This window comes from Zoogloea sp. (assembly GCF_017302315.1).
Classification (GTDB): domain Bacteria; phylum Pseudomonadota; class Gammaproteobacteria; order Burkholderiales; family Rhodocyclaceae; genus Zoogloea.
In genome coordinates this window covers 42,421-59,200 of record NZ_JAFLDT010000008.1, presented here as the reverse complement: position 1 = coordinate 59,200, position 16,780 = coordinate 42,421, and the positions used below count along the sequence as shown (strand labels likewise).

Below are 16,780 nucleotides of genomic sequence, written 5' to 3'. Positions count from 1 at the left end.
TCACTCAGCCGAGGGCGACAGGCAGAGCCTCGAGGAAGCGGGTGTTCTCGCTCTCCAGGCCGATGGACACACGCAACCATTCAGGCATGCCATATCCGCCAATGGGGCGCACGATGACACCCTGACGCAGCAAGCCCTGATTGACCTTGGCCCCGTTGCCAACCTTGAAGGTGACAAAGTTGCCGGCGGAGGGAATCCACTCCAGGCCTAGGGCGGTAAAACCGGCAGTCAGCTGGGTCATCCCGGCCCGGTTCAAGGCGTAGCTGCGCGCCAGGAAGTCGTTGTCAAAAAGCGCCGCCGCTGCGGCTGCAAGGCCGACGCTGGTGACATTGAACGGTTGCCGGACACGGTTCAGCAGATCGATGACAGCCGCGCTGCCCAGGCCATAGCCCACCCGCAGACCGGCCAGGCCGTAAGCCTTGGAGAAGGTACGGCTGATGAGCAGATTGGGGAAACGGGAGAGCCAAGCGATGGCGTCGTAACGCTGCTCCGGCCCAAGATATTCGGTGTAAGCCTCGTCGAGCACCACCAGCACGTCGGCGGGCACCTTGCCCAGGAAGGCTTCGATCCTGTCGCCGGGAAGGAAGGTGCCGGTCGGATTGTTGGGATTGGCGATGAAGATCACCCGGGTGAGAGGGGTGATTGCCGCGAGCATGGCATCCAGATCATGGCCGAAGTCCTGCGCCGGCACCTCGACACCACGGGCACCCGTCGCCTGAGTGGCAAGGGGGTAGACGGCGAAAGCGTGGCGGGCGTAGATGGCCTCCCGGTCCGGACCGAGAAAAGCCCGCGCCGCCAGCTCGAGGATGTCATTGGAGCCGTTGCCGAGAACAATCTGGTCCATGGCCACGCCGTAACGCCGGCGCAGGGCGTCCTTCAGCTCAAAGCCATTCCCGTCCGGGTAGCGGGCGATGTCTGCCAGCGCCGACTCAATGGCCGCCCGGGTCTGCTCACCGATGCCCAGCGGGTTCTCGTTGGAGGCCAGCTTGACGATGGACGCCTCCTCCAGCCCCATCTCCCGGGCCAGCTCCGAGATCGGCTTGCCGGGCTGATAGGGAGAGATCGCCCGGATGTAGGCGGGCGCCAGATCACACAAACTCATGGACAACTCCAGGGGATCAGTACACAGCCTGGGGATAGGATCCCAGGATCTTGAGATAAGCAGCGCGGCTGGCCAGCGCATCCAGCGCCACCTTTACGGCCGGATCATCCCGATGGCCCTCGATATCCACGTAGAAAACATACTCCCACAGGGCGGCACGGGCGGGCCGGGACTCAAGGCGGCTCATGGACACACCCGCCTCGGCCAGAGGCGCCAGCAATTCATGGACGGCCCCGGGGCGGTTGGCTGCGGACATGATCAGGGAGGTCTTGTCCGCCCCGGTCCGTCCCGCATCATGACGCCCTAGTACCAGAAAGCGGGTGGTGTTGTTGGGCTCATCCTCAATACTCTCCGCCAGGCGCGGCAGATCATAGCGCTCCGAGGCAGCCTCACCGGCGATGGCCGCCGCTCCGGGCTCCTGGGAAGCAAGGCGCGCCGCTTCGGCATTGCTACCCACCGAAACACGCGTCACGCCGGGGAGCGACCGGTTCAGCCACTCATGACACTGGGCCAGGGACTGGGCATGGGAATACACCTTGGTAATGCGGCCAAGCTCCACCTCACGCGTCATCAGATGCTGATGAATGCGCAACACAACCTCACCGCAGATCTTAAGGGGCGAGCCGAGGAGCAGATCAAGGGTGCGGCCAACCGCACCTTCGGTGGAGTTCTCGACCGGCGCCACGCCATAGTGGGCATGGCCCGCTTCCACTTCACGAAAAACATCGTCGATGGTGCCCTGGGGCGCAAGACGGGCGGCATGACCGAAATGCTTGACCGCGGCACTCTCGGAGAATGTACCCAAGGGCCCGAGGAAGGCGATCCCGAGCGGCGTCTCCAAGGACAGGCAAGCCGACATCACCTCCCGAAAGAAGAAGGTGACGCTTTCGTTGGGAAGGGGGCCGGTGTTGAGCCCCTGGATCCGGCGCAGTACCTGTGCCTCACGCTCCGGCCGGTAGATGTAGCCCGCGTCGCCATATCGGGCCTTGATCTCACCAACGTGCTGAGCGCATCTGGCACGCTGATTGAGCAAGGCCAGCATCTGCGCATCAATGGCGTCGATCTGCTCTCTCACCACGCCGAGCTCCTGCAGCATCCCTTCGTTCATGCCTTCTCCTGAACCCAAAACCCTGCCCGATCACGCCTTGCGTGCGGCGAAATCCTGCATCAACGCCACCAGGGCCTCCACGCCCTCAAGGGACATGGCGTTATATATCGATGCCCGCATACCACCAACCGACTTGTGCCCCTTGAGGCCCACCAGTTTGCGCTCTGCGGCTTCTGCCAGAAACGCCGCATCAAGGGCAGGGTCGGACAGCGTGAACGGTACGTTCATCCGGGAACGGCATTCCACCGCGACCGGGTTGCGATAGAAGCCGCCGCTGCCATCGATGGTGTCATAGACGCGCTTCGCCTTGGCGACATTGGCTTCCTCCACTGCCGCAAGGCCGCCCTGGGCCTTGAGGTTCTTGAAGATCAATCCGGCAAGGTAGATTCCGAAGGTTGGCGGCGTGTTGAGCATGGAACCATTGTCAGCCATGGTCGCGTAGTTCATCACGCTGGGCGTGATCGTCGATGCCCTGCCGAGAAGATCTTCCCGCACGATGACCAAGACGAGGCCGGCCGGACCGATGTTCTTCTGCGCACCGGCGTAGATCAGCCCGTAACGGCTGACGTCCATCGGACGTGACAGGATGTGGGAGCTCATGTCCGCCACCAGGGGAACCCCGGCAGGCACCTCGGGCAGATCGAACATCTCGACACCATGAATGGTTTCGTTGGTGCAGACATGCAGATAGGCAGCCTGGGGGTCAAGTTTCAGCTCATGGGCAACAGGGAGGCGACTGAATCCATCACCCTCGGTGGATCCCGCCAGCCGCACGTTGCCCACGTGCTGCGCCTCCTTGTAAGCCTTCTTCGACCAGGCGCCGGTGACGACGTAATCGGCCGAGCGGCCGTCCAGGAGATTCATCGGAATCTGCGCGAACTGCTGGGTCGCCCCGCCCTGCAGGAACAGCACCCGGTAGTTGGATGGAATGCCCATCAACGCTCTCAGGTCGGCTTCGGCCTCGTGGATGACTCCGGAGAAATCCTTGCCCCGGTGGCTCATCTCCATGATGCCCATGCCCGTTCCGTGCCAGTCGAGCAGTTCATCGCGCACCTGCTCCAGAACCGCGGTCGGCAAGACCGCCGGACCCGCTGAGAAATTGAATATCCGCATCGTGTGAATCCTTGTTCAGTCGGTTCAGGCGTCGGGCTGGGTGCCTTCGTCACCCGCAACATCCTGCTCTTCCTCTTCGCCTTCGAGAATCTTCTGCACACCGGACAGCGTGCTGCCCTCATCCACGGAAATCAGCGTGACCCCCTGGGTCGCCCGGCCCATCTCGCGAATCTCGGCAACCCGCGTCCGCACCAGCACGCCCCCCGTGGTGATCAACATGATCTGATCCTTCTCGGTGACCAGCGTCGCCGCCACCACACGCCCGTTCCGATCCGAGGTCTGGATGGCAATCATGCCCTTGGTGCCACGACCATGGCGGGTGTACTCCCCAATCGGCGTACGCTTGCCAAAGCCATTTTCGGTGGCCGTCAGCACGCTCTGCTCCTCGTCGCCCGCCACCAGCATGGCAATCACGGTCTGGCCGTCCTCCAGCATCATGCCGCGCACACCTCGGGCCTGGCGCCCCATCGGTCGAACGTCGTTCTCGCTGAAGCGCACGGCCTTTCCTGCGTCGGAGAACATCATCACGTCGTGCTGACCATCGGTAATGGCCACACCCACCAGATAGTCCCCCTCGTCCAGCCCCACGGCGATGATTCCAGCCTTGCGGGGGTTGGAGAAATCGGTGAGCGGCGTCTTCTTGACCGTACCCTGAGCCGTGGCCATGAACACGAAATGGCCTTCATCGAACTCCTTGACCGGCAGCACGGCAGTGATCTTCTCGCCCTCCAGCAGCGGGAACAGATTGACGATGGGTTTGCCGCGGGAATTGCGCGTGCCCTCGGGCACCTCATACACCTTCAGCCAGTAGAGGCGGCCGCGGCTGGAGAAGCACAGGATGTGGTCATGCGTATTGGCCACGAACAACTGGTCAACGAAGTCGTCATCCTTCACCGCTGCCGCCTGTTTGCCACGGCCGCCGCGCTTCTGGGCGCGATAATCGGTAAGGGGCTGGCGCTTGAAATAGCCCGTATGGGACAAGGTCACGACCATGTCCTGAGGCGCAATCAGGTCTTCTATATTGATGTCGGCGGTGTTCATCACCACTTCGGAGCGCCGGGGATCACCAAACTGCTGCTTGATGAGGGTCAGCTCATCCACGATGATCGCAGTGATCCGCGCCGGCTTCGCGAGGATGTCCAGCAAGTCGGCAATGTTGTCCATCACCTCCTTGTATTCGGCAACGATCTTGTCCTGCTCAAGACCGGTCAAACGTTGCAGGCGCAACTCCAGGATCGCCTGGGCCTGAGCATCGGAAAGGCGATATCCCTGGGCCGACAAACCGAACTCCGGCGCGAGGCCATCGGGCCGGTAACTGTCCGCCGTTGCGCGGGAGAGCATCTCCTCCACCAGAGCCGAACGCCACTGCCGCGCCATCAGGGCTTTCTTGGCCTCCGGCGGTGTCGGCGCCGCCTTGATCAGGGCAATGATCTCATCCACATTGGACAAGGCCACCGCCAGGCCTTCGAGGATATGACCACGCTCGCGGGCCTTGCGCAGTTCGAAGATGGTGCGACGGGTCACCACCTCGCGCCGGTGGGCGAGGAAGCAGTCGAGCATCTGCAGCAGATTGAGCAGACGTGGCTTGCCATCCACCAGCGCCACCATGTTCATGCCGAAGGTATCCTGCAGCTGCGTCTGCTTGAACAGGTTGTTCAGCACCACGTCGGCCATCTCGTTGCGCTTCAGTTCAATGACCACGCGCATGCCGGACTTGTCGGACTCGTCGCGAAGGTCGCTGATCCCCTCGATGCGCTTTTCATTGACCAACTCGGCGATCTTCTCGATCAGGGTCTTCTTGTTAACCTGATAGGGCAGCTCGTCAACGATGATGGCCTGGCGATCCCCCTTGCCGATATCCTCGAAGTGGGTGCGCGCCCGCATCACCACGCGGCCACGGCCCGTGCGATAGCCTTCCTGCACACCGGCCAGCCCGTAGATCAGACCCGCCGTTGGAAAGTCGGGAGCAGGAACAATCTTGATCAGCTCGTCAATGGTGGTTTCCGGATCCTGCAGGAGCTTGAGGCAGGCATCCACAATCTCGGTCAGGTTGTGGGGTGGAATGTTGGTCGCCATCCCGACCGCGATCCCGCCGGAACCGTTGATCAGCAGGTTGGGGATACGCGCTGGCAGCACCAGCGGCTCCTTCTCGGAACCGTCGTAGTTCGGCCCGAAGTCGACCGTTTCCTTCTCGATATCCGCCAGCAGCTCGTGGCCGATCTTGGCCATGCGGATCTCGGTGTAACGCATCGCTGCCGCGCTGTCGCCATCCACCGACCCAAAGTTGCCCTGACCATCCACCAGCATGTAGCGAAGGGAAAAATCCTGCGCCATGCGGACGATGGTGTCATACACCGACTGGTCGCCGTGGGGATGGTACTTACCGATCACATCCCCAACGATGCGCGCCGACTTCTTGTAGGCCTTGTTCCAGTCGTTGCCCAGCTCGTGCATGGCGAACAGCACGCGGCGATGGACGGGCTTGAGGCCGTCACGCACATCCGGGAGAGCCCGCCCGACGATCACGCTCATCGCGTAATCCAGGTAGGCATGACGCATCTCGTCTTCGAGGCTGATGGGAAGAGTTTCTTTGGCGAACGGGATCATGGCACCGCAAGGAATCGACTATTCGTCGAAAAGACGAAAAACACAGAGTTTATCACGCCGGCAGAGCCCGCCCCGACCCGCTGTTGCGCACGCGCCAGACACAACACTCCGCCACCGATTGTGATCCAAGCATTTCATATGCTCTAATCGGCGAGCACGTGAAGCACACAAGACAGGCGCCCCGAGCGCCTCACCCTATTGAGGAGGAAACCCGATGACCGCAGCAAACTTCCGTCTCACGACGGCCGCCCTTTTGATGCTCGCCAGCCTCCCTACCCTGGCCCAATCCAAGGACATCGTTGTCGATCCGAAGGGCGAAGTACCCTACGCCATCGACCAGCGCAACGTCGTCGTGAAGAGCGGGTCGGACCTGTGCTGGCGCACAGGTTACTGGACACCCGGCGCGGCTGGTGAAGCCAAGGCAGGCGAAGTTCCGGTCGCTTGCGAATGCGACAAGGACGTTGTCGGTGCCAACAAATGCGCCCCCGCTGCAGCACCGGCTGCCGCCCCGGCCGCCGCGGCACCTGTCGTTGCTGCAGCACCGGCACCGAAGAAATGCGACTTCAGCATGACCCTTCATACCGACCACACCTTCGCTTTCAACAAGGCCGTGCTTGGCCCCATCGCCAAGAAGAACCTTGACGACATGATCAGCACCAAGCTCGCCGCCTGTGCCGAAGTGAAATCCGTGATCATCACCGGCCATACGGATCGCCTCGGCTCCCAGTCCTACAACCAGAAGCTGTCGGAGAAGCGCGCCGAGGCGGTGCAGTCCTACCTCGTCGCCAAGGGCATCAAGGCTGACCTCATCGACACCATGGGCGCCGGCAAGACCCAGCCGGTCCAGAGCTGTGACGACAAGCTGGGCCGCAAGAAGCTCATTGAGTGCCTCGCCCCGAATCGCCGCGTCACCCTGGACGTCAAGGGCCCCGCCAAGTAATTCCTGTCGTGCCCTGGCATATTGAGACCCCGCCCCCTGGCGGGGTCTTTTCACATGAAAGCCCGCAAAATGGCGCCGACCCCGATCGACCTGCTCATCGACGCTCGATACATCATTCCCGTCGAGCCCTTCAACACGACGCTGGAACACCACAGCGTCGCCATCCGAGGCGGGCGCATCGTGGACATCATTCCGTCCGATCAGGCACGTCTTCAGTACGCCGCCTCGGAAACCGTCAGCCTCCCGGAGCACATTGTCACCCCCGGACTCATCAACCTGCACACCCACGCAGCGATGACCCTGATGCGCGGCCTCGCCGACGACCTGCCCTTGATGCGCTGGCTGCAGGAAGCCATCTGGCCTGCCGAAACGAAACATGTCTCCCACGCCTTCGTGCGTGACGGCAGCCTCCTCGCTGGAGCGGAAATGCTGCGTGGTGGCATCACCACCTGCAACGACATGTATTTCTTCCCGCAGGCCAGCGCCGAGGCCTTTGACCGACTCGGCATGCGTGCTGTCCTGGGCATCACGGTCATAGACTTCCCGTCCCAGTACGCCTCAGACGCGGATGACTATCTCCACAAGGGATTGGCAAGCTTCGAATCCTGGCGGGACCACCCCCTGATCCGGTTTGCGCTCGCCCCCCACGCACCCTACACCGTCAGCAACCGGAGCTTCGAGCGCATCGGCATCCTCGCCGGAGAGCTCGAGATCCCCATCCACATCCACATCCACGAAACCTCCGACGAAATCGCCAGCAGCCTGAGGGATTTCGGGCAGCGCCCCATTGCACGACTCGAAAGCCTGGGCCTGCTCGGCCCAAACCTGATCGGCGTCCATGCAGTGCACCTGGATCGCCACGACATTGAGCGCCTCAGCCATCATCGCTGCACCATCGCCCACTGCCCGATCTCAAACATGAAACTGGCCAGCGGTGCCGCACCGGTCACACAACTTCTCGAGCAAGGGCTTTCAGTCGGCCTTGGCAGCGACGGCGCAGCCAGCAACAACCGCCTGGACCTGTGGCGCGAAATGCTTCAGGCCAGCCTCCTTGCCAAACTCGACACCGGCAGCGCATCATCCTTACCGGCCCATCAGGCTCTGCGCATGGCAACCCTCCATGGTGCCCGCGCCTTGGGCATCGACGACCTGACAGGATCCCTTCTGCCGGGCAAGGCTGCAGACCTCTGCGCCCTGCGAATTGACGATCCGGACAGCCTTCCCCTGTTTGATCCGGTTTCCCACCTGCTCTACGTCCTCGGCCGACACTGCGTTACCGACGTCTGGATCGATGGGCAGCGAAGGGTAAAGGGTGGCGAACTGTTGCAAATAACCAACACCGAACTATTGAGCATCGCTCGCCTATGGCAGAATAAGCTCCGCCAATGAATTGGATATGCTGCCTGAGTCATAGCGTACTTTGGCAGCCTGTATGAATCTTCCGGTTCTACCCCTTTGCCTTGCGACGAGGAAAACGATGATCAAACAAGCCAAAAAACAACTGCTGATGGCCGCTGCACTTGCCGCTCTCGGTCTGTCCGCATCCGCCAGCTTCGCCAAAGATGTCGTTGTCGATACGAAAGGCGAAGTGCCTTACGTGATTGACTCCCGCGCTGTTGTGGCCCGCAGCGGTCACGATCTTTGCTGGCGCACTGGCTACTGGACTCCGGCCGCCGCCGCCAACACCATGGCTGGCGAATTCCCGGTCGGCTGCGAGTGCGACAAGGACGTCGTTCCGCAAGAGAAGTGCGTGAAGCCTGTCGCAGCAGCGCCTGCTGCTGGCTCCCGCGCCGCTCCTCTGGCCGCCCCGGCTCCCGTGGCTGAGAAGATCAAGCTGGCTGCCGATGCACTCTTCGAATTCGACAAGGCTGTCCTGCTGCCCGCCGGCAAGGCCAAGCTTGACGACTTGGCCGCCAAGTCCAAGAGCGTGAAGCTGGAGGTCATCCTGGCCGTTGGTCACACCGACCGCATCGGTGGCGACGCCTACAACCAGAAGCTGTCCGAGAAGCGCGCTGCCGCCGTCAAGGACTACCTGGTCGGCAAGGGCATCGAAGCCAACCGTGTTTACACCGAAGGCAAGGGCGAGAAGCAGCCCGTGACCGGCGACAAGTGCAAGAACCTCGGCAAAGATTCCGGCAAGAACAAGAAGCTGGTCGAGTGCCTGCAGCCGGATCGTCGCGTGGAAATCGAAGTGATCGGCACCAAGTAATCGCCGAAACAGCGTTTCCTGCAAGTCCTCAAAAAGCCCTGCCCTGCAGGGCTTTTTGTTTTTCCGCAGATCAGGCTCTCGCCCTACAATCTCAGCCTGTCATCACTCACGCTCGACAACGCATCACACCATGAACGCCGACCCCGCCGAACTGCAAAAATTCAGTGACCTTGCCCACCGCTGGTGGGACCCCGAATCCGAGTTCAAGCCCCTGCACCAGATCAACCCCCTGCGTCTCGACTGGATCGACACGACCGTCAGTCTGAACGGCAAGAAGGTGGTGGACATCGGCTGTGGTGGGGGCATCCTGGCGGAATCCATGGCAAGCCGGGGTGCAGAGGTAACAGGTGTCGACCTTTCGGAAAAGGCACTTGGCGTAGCCCGCCTGCACCTTTACGAAAGTGGCGAGACGGTAAACTACCGGCACATTTCAGCCGAAGACATCGCCCGGGAATCGCCCGCGAGCTTTGACGTCGTGACTTGCATGGAGATGCTTGAGCATGTGCCCGACCCCGCCAGCACCATCAGGGCATGCGCCACCCTGGTCAAACCGGGGGGCAAGGTCTTCTTTTCGACACTGAACCGCAATCTGAAAGCCTACCTCCTCGCCGTGGTCGGCGCGGAATATGTACTGAACCTTCTCCCCAGGGGCACTCACGAGTACGCCAAATTCATCAAACCCTCCGAGTTGTCCCGCTACGTCCGGGAGGCGGGGCTGAACGTCGAGGAGCTGCGCGGCATGAGCTACAACCCACTGACCAAGATCTATGCGCTGGGACAAGACACCGATGTGAACTACCTGATGTGTACGTCACGGAATGCCTGAAGCAGTCCTTTTCGACCTTGACGGAACATTCGCCGACACCGCACCCGACTTGGCGAACGCCCTCAACCGCCTGAAAGCGGAGCAGGGGCTGGCGCCAAGCCCGCTGAACCGATTGCGCCCCTTGGTATCAAACGGCGTGCGCGGCATGCTCGGAGTCGGCTTCGGAATCACGCCGGACGCCCCTCTGTACCCGGCACTTGCCGAACGTTTTCTGCATTTCTACGCCAGCGCGCTGTGCGTAGAAACCCGGCTATTCGCCGGGATGGACGAACTTCTGTCGCACCTCGACGATGCCGGAATTGCCTGGGGCGTCGTCACCAACAAGGCCGAGCGCTTCGCCCGCCCTCTGATCGACGCCCTCGGCCTCACAGCCCGCTGTGCATGTATTGTCGGCGGCGACACCGCGGCACGCCCCAAACCCTTTGCCGATCCCCTCCTCCACGCGTGCTCCAGTACCGGTATCAAACCGGAAGGCTGTCTCTATGTGGGTGATGACATCCGCGACATCCATGCGGGCAAGGCTGCAGGCATGCGGACCGTCGCTGCCGCGTACGGATACCTTGGAAGCTCTCCACCCATTGCGACCTGGGACGCCGACGCCGTCATCGCACACCCACTCGACCTGCTCGGTGTTCTCGAAAAATACTGAGAGCGTGCTATCATCTCCAAGTGAGTGGATGAAAATCCAGTCATCGCACAGACGAAGGGGGCCGACTTGGCTTCGACGTGGGTTGCAAAGCAGATCAGGGCATACCGAGGACCAGTTACCTCGTAAATCCACTGGAAATCTACAAACGCCAACGACGAGCGTTTCGCTCTGGCCGCTTAAGGCCTAAGCCACTGCACTGACAGGTCTCCTGGGTCAGATGGGGTCAAACCCGCCGCAGTGTCATTTACAGGGACTAGCAATGAATCGGGTTACTTGGTTCAACGCGAAACTCAAGGTGACTCGCCTGTGGTCGGCCTGCCGATTGGCTAAACCCCGGGTTAAACCCAAATAGGTCGGCTAAGTATGTAGAACTGACTGTAGAGGACTTGCGGACGGGGGTTCGATTCCCCCCGGCTCCACCAATTCAGCGCCAAGTGATTGATTTCACTTGGCGTTTTTCATTTCCTGGGGGAAAGCCTGCCAACCCGCGTCAACGGGCAAGATCCGTCAGGCGAACCACGCCATCGATCTTCTGCCCCGGCCTGATGCCCTTCTGCCGGAACCAGCCGAGGTTCATTTCCAGGGCAAAGCGGGCGGGCCTGGCGGCGCAGTGGTTGTCTTCGGTCTGGGGCTGCATGTCTTCGACATTGAGGATGCGTCCCTCATCATCGAGAAAGGCCACTGACAGTGGCAACAGGGTGTTCTTCATCCACATACAGTGGCGCTGGGACTGGGTGAAGACGAAGAGCATGCCCTGATTGGCGGGCATGCTGCGGCGTTGCATCAGCCCGGTCATGCGATTCTCCTGGGTGGCGGCCACCTCGGCCTCTACGCGGTACATGCCGGCGGAAAGCTCGGCACGGGGCATGCCCGACTGGGCCTGGGCGGGGGTGGCAGAGAGGAGAACCACAACCAGCGCAAGGGAGGCGGCGGCGGAGTGATAAAGCGGCATGGCAGCGTCGATTATGAAGAGCGATGGGCGCGAACTTAGCATGAAACGAGATCAAGTCGAGCGCCGCAAAGGCCTCCGTAGGGAAGCCCCATTGCGACGGGGTGAGGGCCGGGGCTGCCGCGGCAAGGTTGATGCCGGAGTTGTCAGTGCGCCGACAGGTTCCACGAGGATCTCGCGCCACTCTCCAGGCGCAATCCCTTCCAGGGACCACTCCCCCACCCGCGCCCGTACAAGGCGCAGGGTCGGAAAGCCAATCTTTGCCGTCATGCGCCGAACCTGGCGGTTCTTGCCCTCCTTCAGGACGATCTCAAGCCAGCGGGTAGGAATTGACTTGCGCTCCCGGATCGGGGGAACACGCGGCCACAGCCAGGCTGGCTCAGCAACCAGGCGAACCTGACAGGGCCTGGTCACAAAATCCCCAAGATCGACTCCGGCCCTCAAGGCGGCCAGGGCAGCCTCGTCGGGCACGCCCTCCACCTGCACCAGATAGGTCTTCGCCAGCTTGTGGCGTGGATCGGCGATGCGAGCCTGCAGCGCCCCGTCATCGGTCAGTACCAGCAAACCCTCGCTATCCGTGTCAAGACGCCCCGCCGCATACACACCGGGTACAGGGATGTAACCGGCCAGCGTCTCTCGACCAGGCTCGCCAGTGAATTGGCACAGGACGCCGTAGGGCTTGTTGAATAGAATCAGCATGCCCACTCGCCAGACTCAGAAAACAACAAGCCCGCCGAAACAGCGGGCTTGACGGGCGTGGAACGCACGCTCAGACAGCGTATCGGCGCAAACGCAGGGAAAAATCTTCCAGCTGCTGAATACCGCTCTTCTCGGCCCGGGCGATCCAATCCTGCAGCTCCTGCAGCAACTGCTCGCGGGTGGCAGTGGAGCGGGCCCATAGGGCCGTCAGTTCCTTGCGCATGGTGACAACCGTCTGCAGACGGGAGTTGGACTGCAGCAGGAAGGCCAGACGAGACTTTTCTTCCGGTGCCAGCTCACTTTCGTCGGTCGCCAACCATCGACGCAGTTCCTTCACACTGAGTTTGCCCCCGGGCTGGATCTTGAGCGCGGAGAACTCTTCCTGGGCAACGACTTTGAGGGATTGCACATAGCGGGTCATCACGTCGTAGCGACAGGTGATGATGGCCTGCAGGGTGTCGAAATCGGCCCTCGCCTTGGCAATTCCGAACTTTGGGGTGGGAATGGTCTTCTTGACCCGGGCCAGACCGAGCACTTCAAGCATGCGGATGTACATCCAGCCGATGTCGAACTCATACCAACGGGCCGATAGCTTGGCCGAAGTGGCGAAACTGTGATGGTTGTTGTGCAGCTCCTCACCACCGATCAGGATGCCCCACGGAAAGAGATTGGTGGAGGCATCGGCACAGTTGTAATTGCGATATCCCCAATAGTGCCCCAGACCATTGATGACACCGGCCGCCCAGAACGGAATCCATACCATCTGGATGCCCCAGATAAGCACACCAGGCCAGATGCCGAACAGGAGGATGTCCGCCGCCAGCATGATCACGATGCCGCTCTTGGGGTAGGCCGAGAGGATCTTCCGCTCCGCCCAGTCGTCCGGCGTGCCATGACCGTAACGGGAGATGGTCTCCCGATTGCGGGCTTCCTTCACGTAAAGGAACACCCCCGCCCACAAGACCTTGTTGATGCCGTGGATCTGGGGGCTATGGGGATCTTCGGGAGTTTCGCACTTGGCGTGGTGCTTGCGGTGGATGGCGGCCCACTCCTTGGTCACCATGCCGGTGGTGAGCCACAACCAGAAACGGAAGAACAATGCTGGCAGCGGATGCAGATCAAGGGACCGATGCGCCTGATGGCGATGCAGAAAAATGGTGACCGAGGCAATGGTCACGTGAGTCATCGCCAGGGTGGCGACAACATAGCCCCACCAGGGCATGTCAAGCAATCCGGAAAACATCAGGCCGTACGTCCTTGTTCGAGTGGTGCGCGAATTCTAGTCGAGCCCCCTTCCCAAACCAAGGAAAGTGCTCAAATACACGGGCCTTGGCGCCAGCAAGCCGGTCTTACTGTGGCTGAATCGATACAGCGCCGCCCTGTGCTTCTATCGGCACCGACGGGGCCGGGTTGAGGACACGCACCTCACGCTGGGGAAAGGGGATCTCGATGCCCTCCTCCTTGAAGCGCCGCCAGATCTCCAGGTTGATCGCCGAACGGATTCCCAGGGTTCCTTCAGCCGGGTCACGGATCCAGAAGCCGAGCTGCAGGTTGATACCACTATCCGCGAAAGCTTCCACAAAAGCGCCGGGCGCCGGATCTGTCATCACGCGGGCTTGATTCCCAGCAGCTTCGACCAGGATGACCATGGCTTTCTCCAGATCGGTCGCATAGCTCACCTGAACGGGCAGGGCGATACGCACCTTCGGGTCAGTGAAAGTTTCGTTCTGCACCACCGCACCGACAAGTGTTTCATTGGGCACGATGGACTCGATGCCGCTCATTCCCTTTAGCACCGTGTACCGGGTGGTGATCTGACTGACCACGCCACGCTCGTTTCCGACCGAGATCAGGTTGCCCATACGGATCGAGCGGTCCAGCAACAATATGAAGCCGGACACATAGTTGGCTGCGATCTTCTGCATGCCGAGGCCAAGCCCCACCCCCAGCGCCCCGCCAAAAACCGACAGGGCGGTCAGGTCGATGCCTACCAGGGGCAAGCCGATGGATACGGCGAGGATGATCAGAAGGGCCTTGGAGAGACGCGCAAAAACCAGCTTGAGGTTGGCGTCGAGACCCTCCGTGTGCATCAGCCGCGCCTCCACCGTACCCGCAAGCCACAGGGCGATGAGGACGGTCAGCATCACGGTCAGCCCCCCCTGCAGCAGCATCCAGAGATTGACGCTGGACTTGCCAACAGGAAAGCTGATCTGCTCAAGCCCGTCGATGACCGCCGGCAGCACCCCGATGATGTGCAAGGCCACCGCAGCCCACGCAGAAAATGCGAAGAAGCGCTCGAAGGAAGCCAGCCAGCCGGCCCGGGGAAAAGCGCGCTTGAGCGCGTGCACGGTCAGCCTGATCACCGCCATGGCCAACAAGAGGGGTATGGCCAGTTTGAGCAGATTGACATGGTGCCACTTGTCGAGCGTCACCCTGGCCAGCGCCACCAGCAACAGCGCCGAGAGTGGGAAGACCACCCGCCGCAACCCCTCCTCCCCAACGTCCCGCACGGAGCCCGGCTCAGCACTCGCCCGTCGGTGCAACATCGCCTTGACCTGCCGCGAAATCAACCCGGCAATCAATAGACACACCGCCAACACACCGATCTGCCAGAAGATTGCCGGCTTCTGGACATCGTCCCAAACCTCAATCAGCAGTTGCGCGATCTGGTTCTCTTCCATCGTCTTTCCTTCTTCTTGCGGGCAGATTGTCGAGACTTTGCAGCAACTGCGCTTCGGCCTTGTGACGCAGCCAGTTGTCCAGGTAGGCCCTCGCCAGCGCCGGGTTGCCCCGCAGGATCAACAGGTTCTCGGCATTGGCAACCCGCGCTGAGCGGGTGTAGTTGTATGACCCGGTGGCCACGGCGGCCCTGGATGAGGCCGGATCAAACAACATCACCTTGTTGTGGGCAATGTTGTGACGCGTTTCAACCAGCACCGGCACACCGGCAGCCATGAAATCCGGGAGCATGCTTGCCGATGCCGGGCGATTGCTCTCGGCATCCAGCATGACCTCCACACGCACACCGCGCCGGTGGGCTGCAATCAGGGCACGCGCCAGTGGTTTGCTGGTGAACAGATATGCCTGCACCAGGATCTGCTCTCGCGCCGCATCAATCGCCGCGAGCAGGGCGGCTTCGCCGTCATTCCACGGGGAAAAGACCACCTCCACCGTACCCGTCGCCACCACATTCAGGGCCGGCTCCGGCGCCAGCGCCCAGGCCGGAGCCCCCAGAAACAGCGCCCCGCATGCCAGCAGACCGCTCAGACCTCGCATCAGGCCTTGCGCTCAAGCACGGCCGCAAAGAATCCATCGGTATCGTGGGCCAGCGGGGTCAGACGCAACTGCTCTCCACATTCAACCGTGATGCCCTGTCGGGCCAGCACTTCCTGAGCGTTGAGCAGCACAAACCCCTCATTGGCGGCGAGGAAGGCGGCGACGATGGCTTCGTTCTCTTCAGGCAGCAGGCTGCAGGTGGCGTACACCAGCCGCCCGCCCGGCTTCACCAATCGGGCCGCACTGGCCAGGATCGCACCCTGCTTGACGGTAAGTTCAGCCAGAGCCTCGGGGCTTTGACGCCACTTGAGATCCGGGTTGCGGCGCAGGGTGCCCAGACCACTGCAGGGCGCATCCACCAGCACCCGATCAATCTTGCCGGCCAGACGTTTGACCCGCGGATCGTTCTCACTGGCAATAACCACCGGATGAACATTGGACAGACCGGAGCGAGCCATACGCGGTTTGAGTTTGGACAGACGCTTGTCCGACACATCGAAGGCGTACAGACGACCGCTGTTGCGCATCAAGGCACCCAACAGCAGAGTCTTGCCGCCGGCACCCGCACAGAAGTCGACAGCCATCTCGCCGCGCTTGGGCTGCAGCAGGTAGCCCAGTAGCTGGCTGCCCTCATCCTGAACCTCGAAACTTCCGTCCAGGAACAAGGGGTGCTTCTGCAGTGCCGGCTTGCCTTCGAGGCGCACGGCCGTGGGAGAGTAACGCCCCGGGGCACACGCGACCCCATCGGTCTTAAGGCGCGCCACGAGTGCATCCCGGTCGATCTTGAGGGTATTAACCCGCAGATCCAGAGGCGCCGGCCGATTGAGGCTCTGGGCCAGGGACACAACCTGCTCGGGGCTCAGGGTGGCGAGCAGGCGCTCTGCCAGCCAGTCGGGGAGATCGGCCGACTCTGCCAGGGTCGGCTCGCCACCGTCACGCCCTTTGATCTCGGCGAAGAAATCCGTGTCACGGCCATGCAGGCCGTCGCCGAGTTGCCGCAGGGTAGTGCCTTCGACGCGTGCCAGCCAGGCCAGCACCAGATGCCGGGTGGAGGCCTCCGGGCCGCACAGCCGCTCAAGGGTACGCTTGCGCCGGAGCACGCCGTACACCGCCTCGGCCACGAAGGCCCGATCCCGGGCACCAAGCTCGGGGAGATCACGGAAATAACGGGACAGCACAGAGTCGGCCGGATAATCGAAGCGCAGCACTGAACGAAGAGCCTGGCTGGCGGACTGTATCTGGGCGGGAGTAATGGTCATGGAAATCCGATACGAGAAAAAAACCGGACGCTGCTGCGTCCGG

15 protein-coding genes and 1 other RNA gene are annotated in these 16,780 nt (G+C 61.8%); 6 read left to right on the top strand and 10 right to left on the bottom strand.

What is annotated here, in order from left to right:
• Nucleotides 1-4: 4 nt before the first annotated feature.
• Genes hisC through gyrA form a run of 4 tightly spaced genes read right to left on the bottom strand, consistent with a single transcriptional unit; the run spans nt 5 to nt 5,930 of the window.
• Nucleotides 5-1,102 carry a histidinol-phosphate transaminase gene (gene hisC / locus J0L98_RS04650; RefSeq protein WP_296410364.1) on the bottom strand — a complete coding sequence of 366 codons (1,098 nt, stop codon included), beginning with the start codon at nt 1,100-1,102 and terminating at the stop codon, nt 5-7.
• Nucleotides 1,103-1,118: 16 nt separating this feature from the next.
• A complete protein-coding gene (gene pheA / locus J0L98_RS04645) occupies nt 1,119-2,210 on the bottom strand; it encodes a prephenate dehydratase (protein ID WP_365954219.1) in 1,092 nt (363 codons plus the stop codon).
• 30 nt (nt 2,211-2,240) lie between these two features.
• Nucleotides 2,241-3,323: a 3-phosphoserine/phosphohydroxythreonine transaminase gene (serC, locus tag J0L98_RS04640; protein ID WP_296410363.1), complete on the bottom strand. Its 1,083-nt coding sequence runs from the start codon at nt 3,321-3,323 to the stop codon at nt 2,241-2,243.
• A gap of 24 nt (nt 3,324-3,347) precedes the next feature.
• Nucleotides 3,348-5,930, bottom strand: coding sequence for a DNA gyrase subunit A (gene gyrA / locus J0L98_RS04635; RefSeq protein WP_296401900.1), 2,583 nt, complete (start codon nt 5,928-5,930; stop codon nt 3,348-3,350).
• A 214-nt stretch (nt 5,931-6,144) separates the two neighbouring features.
• Here gyrA and J0L98_RS04630 point away from each other — a divergent pair, with 214 nt between their 5' ends.
• From J0L98_RS04630 to ssrA, 6 genes are all read left to right on the top strand, one after another.
• Nucleotides 6,145-6,870 (top strand): OmpA family protein, encoded by a 726-nt coding sequence (locus tag J0L98_RS04630; protein WP_296410362.1) that lies wholly within the window; start codon nt 6,145-6,147, stop codon nt 6,868-6,870.
• A gap of 54 nt (nt 6,871-6,924) precedes the next feature.
• Entirely contained in the window at nt 6,925-8,259 is a 1,335-nt protein-coding gene (locus tag J0L98_RS04625) for a TRZ/ATZ family hydrolase (RefSeq protein ID WP_296410361.1), read from the top strand.
• A gap of 88 nt (nt 8,260-8,347) precedes the next feature.
• A complete protein-coding gene (locus J0L98_RS04620) occupies nt 8,348-9,079 on the top strand; it encodes an OmpA family protein (RefSeq protein ID WP_296410360.1) in 732 nt (243 codons plus the stop codon).
• Between the two features lie 130 nt (nt 9,080-9,209).
• A complete protein-coding gene (ubiG, locus tag J0L98_RS04615; RefSeq protein WP_296410359.1) occupies nt 9,210-9,905 on the top strand; it encodes a bifunctional 2-polyprenyl-6-hydroxyphenol methylase/3-demethylubiquinol 3-O-methyltransferase UbiG in 696 nt (231 codons plus the stop codon).
• The gene (locus J0L98_RS04610; protein ID WP_296410358.1) at nt 9,898-10,554 is read left to right on the top strand and encodes an HAD-IA family hydrolase; all 657 of its coding nucleotides are present in this window, start codon (nt 9,898-9,900) and stop codon (nt 10,552-10,554) included. The genes ubiG and J0L98_RS04610 overlap by 8 nt, the downstream gene beginning before the upstream one ends.
• A 57-nt stretch (nt 10,555-10,611) precedes the next feature.
• Nucleotides 10,612-10,976, top strand: a transfer-messenger RNA (tmRNA) gene (ssrA, locus tag J0L98_RS04605).
• A 68-nt stretch (nt 10,977-11,044) separates the two neighbouring features.
• Here ssrA and J0L98_RS04600 read toward each other — a convergent pair.
• The 6 genes from J0L98_RS04600 to J0L98_RS04575 form a co-directional block, all read right to left on the bottom strand.
• Entirely contained in the window at nt 11,045-11,422 is a 378-nt protein-coding gene (locus tag J0L98_RS04600) for a DUF192 domain-containing protein (protein ID WP_296410396.1), read from the bottom strand.
• Nucleotides 11,423-11,557: 135 nt separating this feature from the next.
• Nucleotides 11,558-12,208 carry an rRNA large subunit pseudouridine synthase E gene (locus tag J0L98_RS04595; protein ID WP_296410357.1) on the bottom strand — a complete coding sequence of 217 codons (651 nt, stop codon included), beginning with the start codon at nt 12,206-12,208 and terminating at the stop codon, nt 11,558-11,560.
• Nucleotides 12,209-12,272: 64 nt separating this feature from the next.
• Entirely contained in the window at nt 12,273-13,445 is a 1,173-nt protein-coding gene (locus J0L98_RS04590) for a fatty acid desaturase (RefSeq protein WP_296410356.1), read from the bottom strand.
• Nucleotides 13,446-13,551: 106 nt separating this feature from the next.
• A complete protein-coding gene (locus J0L98_RS04585) occupies nt 13,552-14,883 on the bottom strand; it encodes a mechanosensitive ion channel domain-containing protein (protein ID WP_296410355.1) in 1,332 nt (443 codons plus the stop codon).
• A complete protein-coding gene (locus J0L98_RS04580; RefSeq protein WP_296410354.1) occupies nt 14,849-15,478 on the bottom strand; it encodes a phospholipase D family protein in 630 nt (209 codons plus the stop codon). Before J0L98_RS04580 ends, J0L98_RS04585 begins: the two co-directional genes overlap by 35 nt.
• Nucleotides 15,478-16,737 carry an RsmB/NOP family class I SAM-dependent RNA methyltransferase gene (locus J0L98_RS04575; protein ID WP_296410353.1) on the bottom strand — a complete coding sequence of 420 codons (1,260 nt, stop codon included), beginning with the start codon at nt 16,735-16,737 and terminating at the stop codon, nt 15,478-15,480. Before J0L98_RS04575 ends, J0L98_RS04580 begins: the two co-directional genes overlap by 1 nt.
• Nucleotides 16,738-16,780: the final 43 nt, after the last annotated feature.

Excerpts from the sequence above, each read along its gene's own strand:
- hisC (WP_296410364.1), bottom strand. The coding sequence starts at position 1,102 with ATGAGTTTGTGTGATCTGGCGCCCGCCTACATCCGGGCGATCTCTCCC.
- pheA (WP_365954219.1), bottom strand. The coding sequence starts at position 2,210 with ATGAACGAAGGGATGCTGCAGGAGCTCGGCGTGGTGAGAGAGCAGATC.
- serC (WP_296410363.1), bottom strand. The coding sequence starts at position 3,323 with ATGCGGATATTCAATTTCTCAGCGGGTCCGGCGGTCTTGCCGACCGCG.
- gyrA (WP_296401900.1), bottom strand. The coding sequence starts at position 5,930 with ATGATCCCGTTCGCCAAAGAAACTCTTCCCATCAGCCTCGAAGACGAG.
- J0L98_RS04630 (WP_296410362.1), top strand. The coding sequence starts at position 6,145 with ATGACCGCAGCAAACTTCCGTCTCACGACGGCCGCCCTTTTGATGCTC.
- J0L98_RS04625 (WP_296410361.1), top strand. The coding sequence starts at position 6,925 with ATGAAAGCCCGCAAAATGGCGCCGACCCCGATCGACCTGCTCATCGAC.
- J0L98_RS04620 (WP_296410360.1), top strand. The coding sequence starts at position 8,348 with ATGATCAAACAAGCCAAAAAACAACTGCTGATGGCCGCTGCACTTGCC.
- ubiG (WP_296410359.1), top strand. The coding sequence starts at position 9,210 with ATGAACGCCGACCCCGCCGAACTGCAAAAATTCAGTGACCTTGCCCAC.
- J0L98_RS04610 (WP_296410358.1), top strand. The coding sequence starts at position 9,898 with ATGCCTGAAGCAGTCCTTTTCGACCTTGACGGAACATTCGCCGACACC.
- J0L98_RS04600 (WP_296410396.1), bottom strand. The coding sequence starts at position 11,422 with ATGCCCCGTGCCGAGCTTTCCGCCGGCATGTACCGCGTAGAGGCCGAG.
- J0L98_RS04590 (WP_296410356.1), bottom strand. The coding sequence starts at position 13,445 with ATGTTTTCCGGATTGCTTGACATGCCCTGGTGGGGCTATGTTGTCGCC.
- J0L98_RS04585 (WP_296410355.1), bottom strand. The coding sequence starts at position 14,883 with ATGGAAGAGAACCAGATCGCGCAACTGCTGATTGAGGTTTGGGACGAT.
- J0L98_RS04580 (WP_296410354.1), bottom strand. The coding sequence starts at position 15,478 with ATGCGAGGTCTGAGCGGTCTGCTGGCATGCGGGGCGCTGTTTCTGGGG.
- J0L98_RS04575 (WP_296410353.1), bottom strand. The coding sequence starts at position 16,737 with ATGACCATTACTCCCGCCCAGATACAGTCCGCCAGCCAGGCTCTTCGT.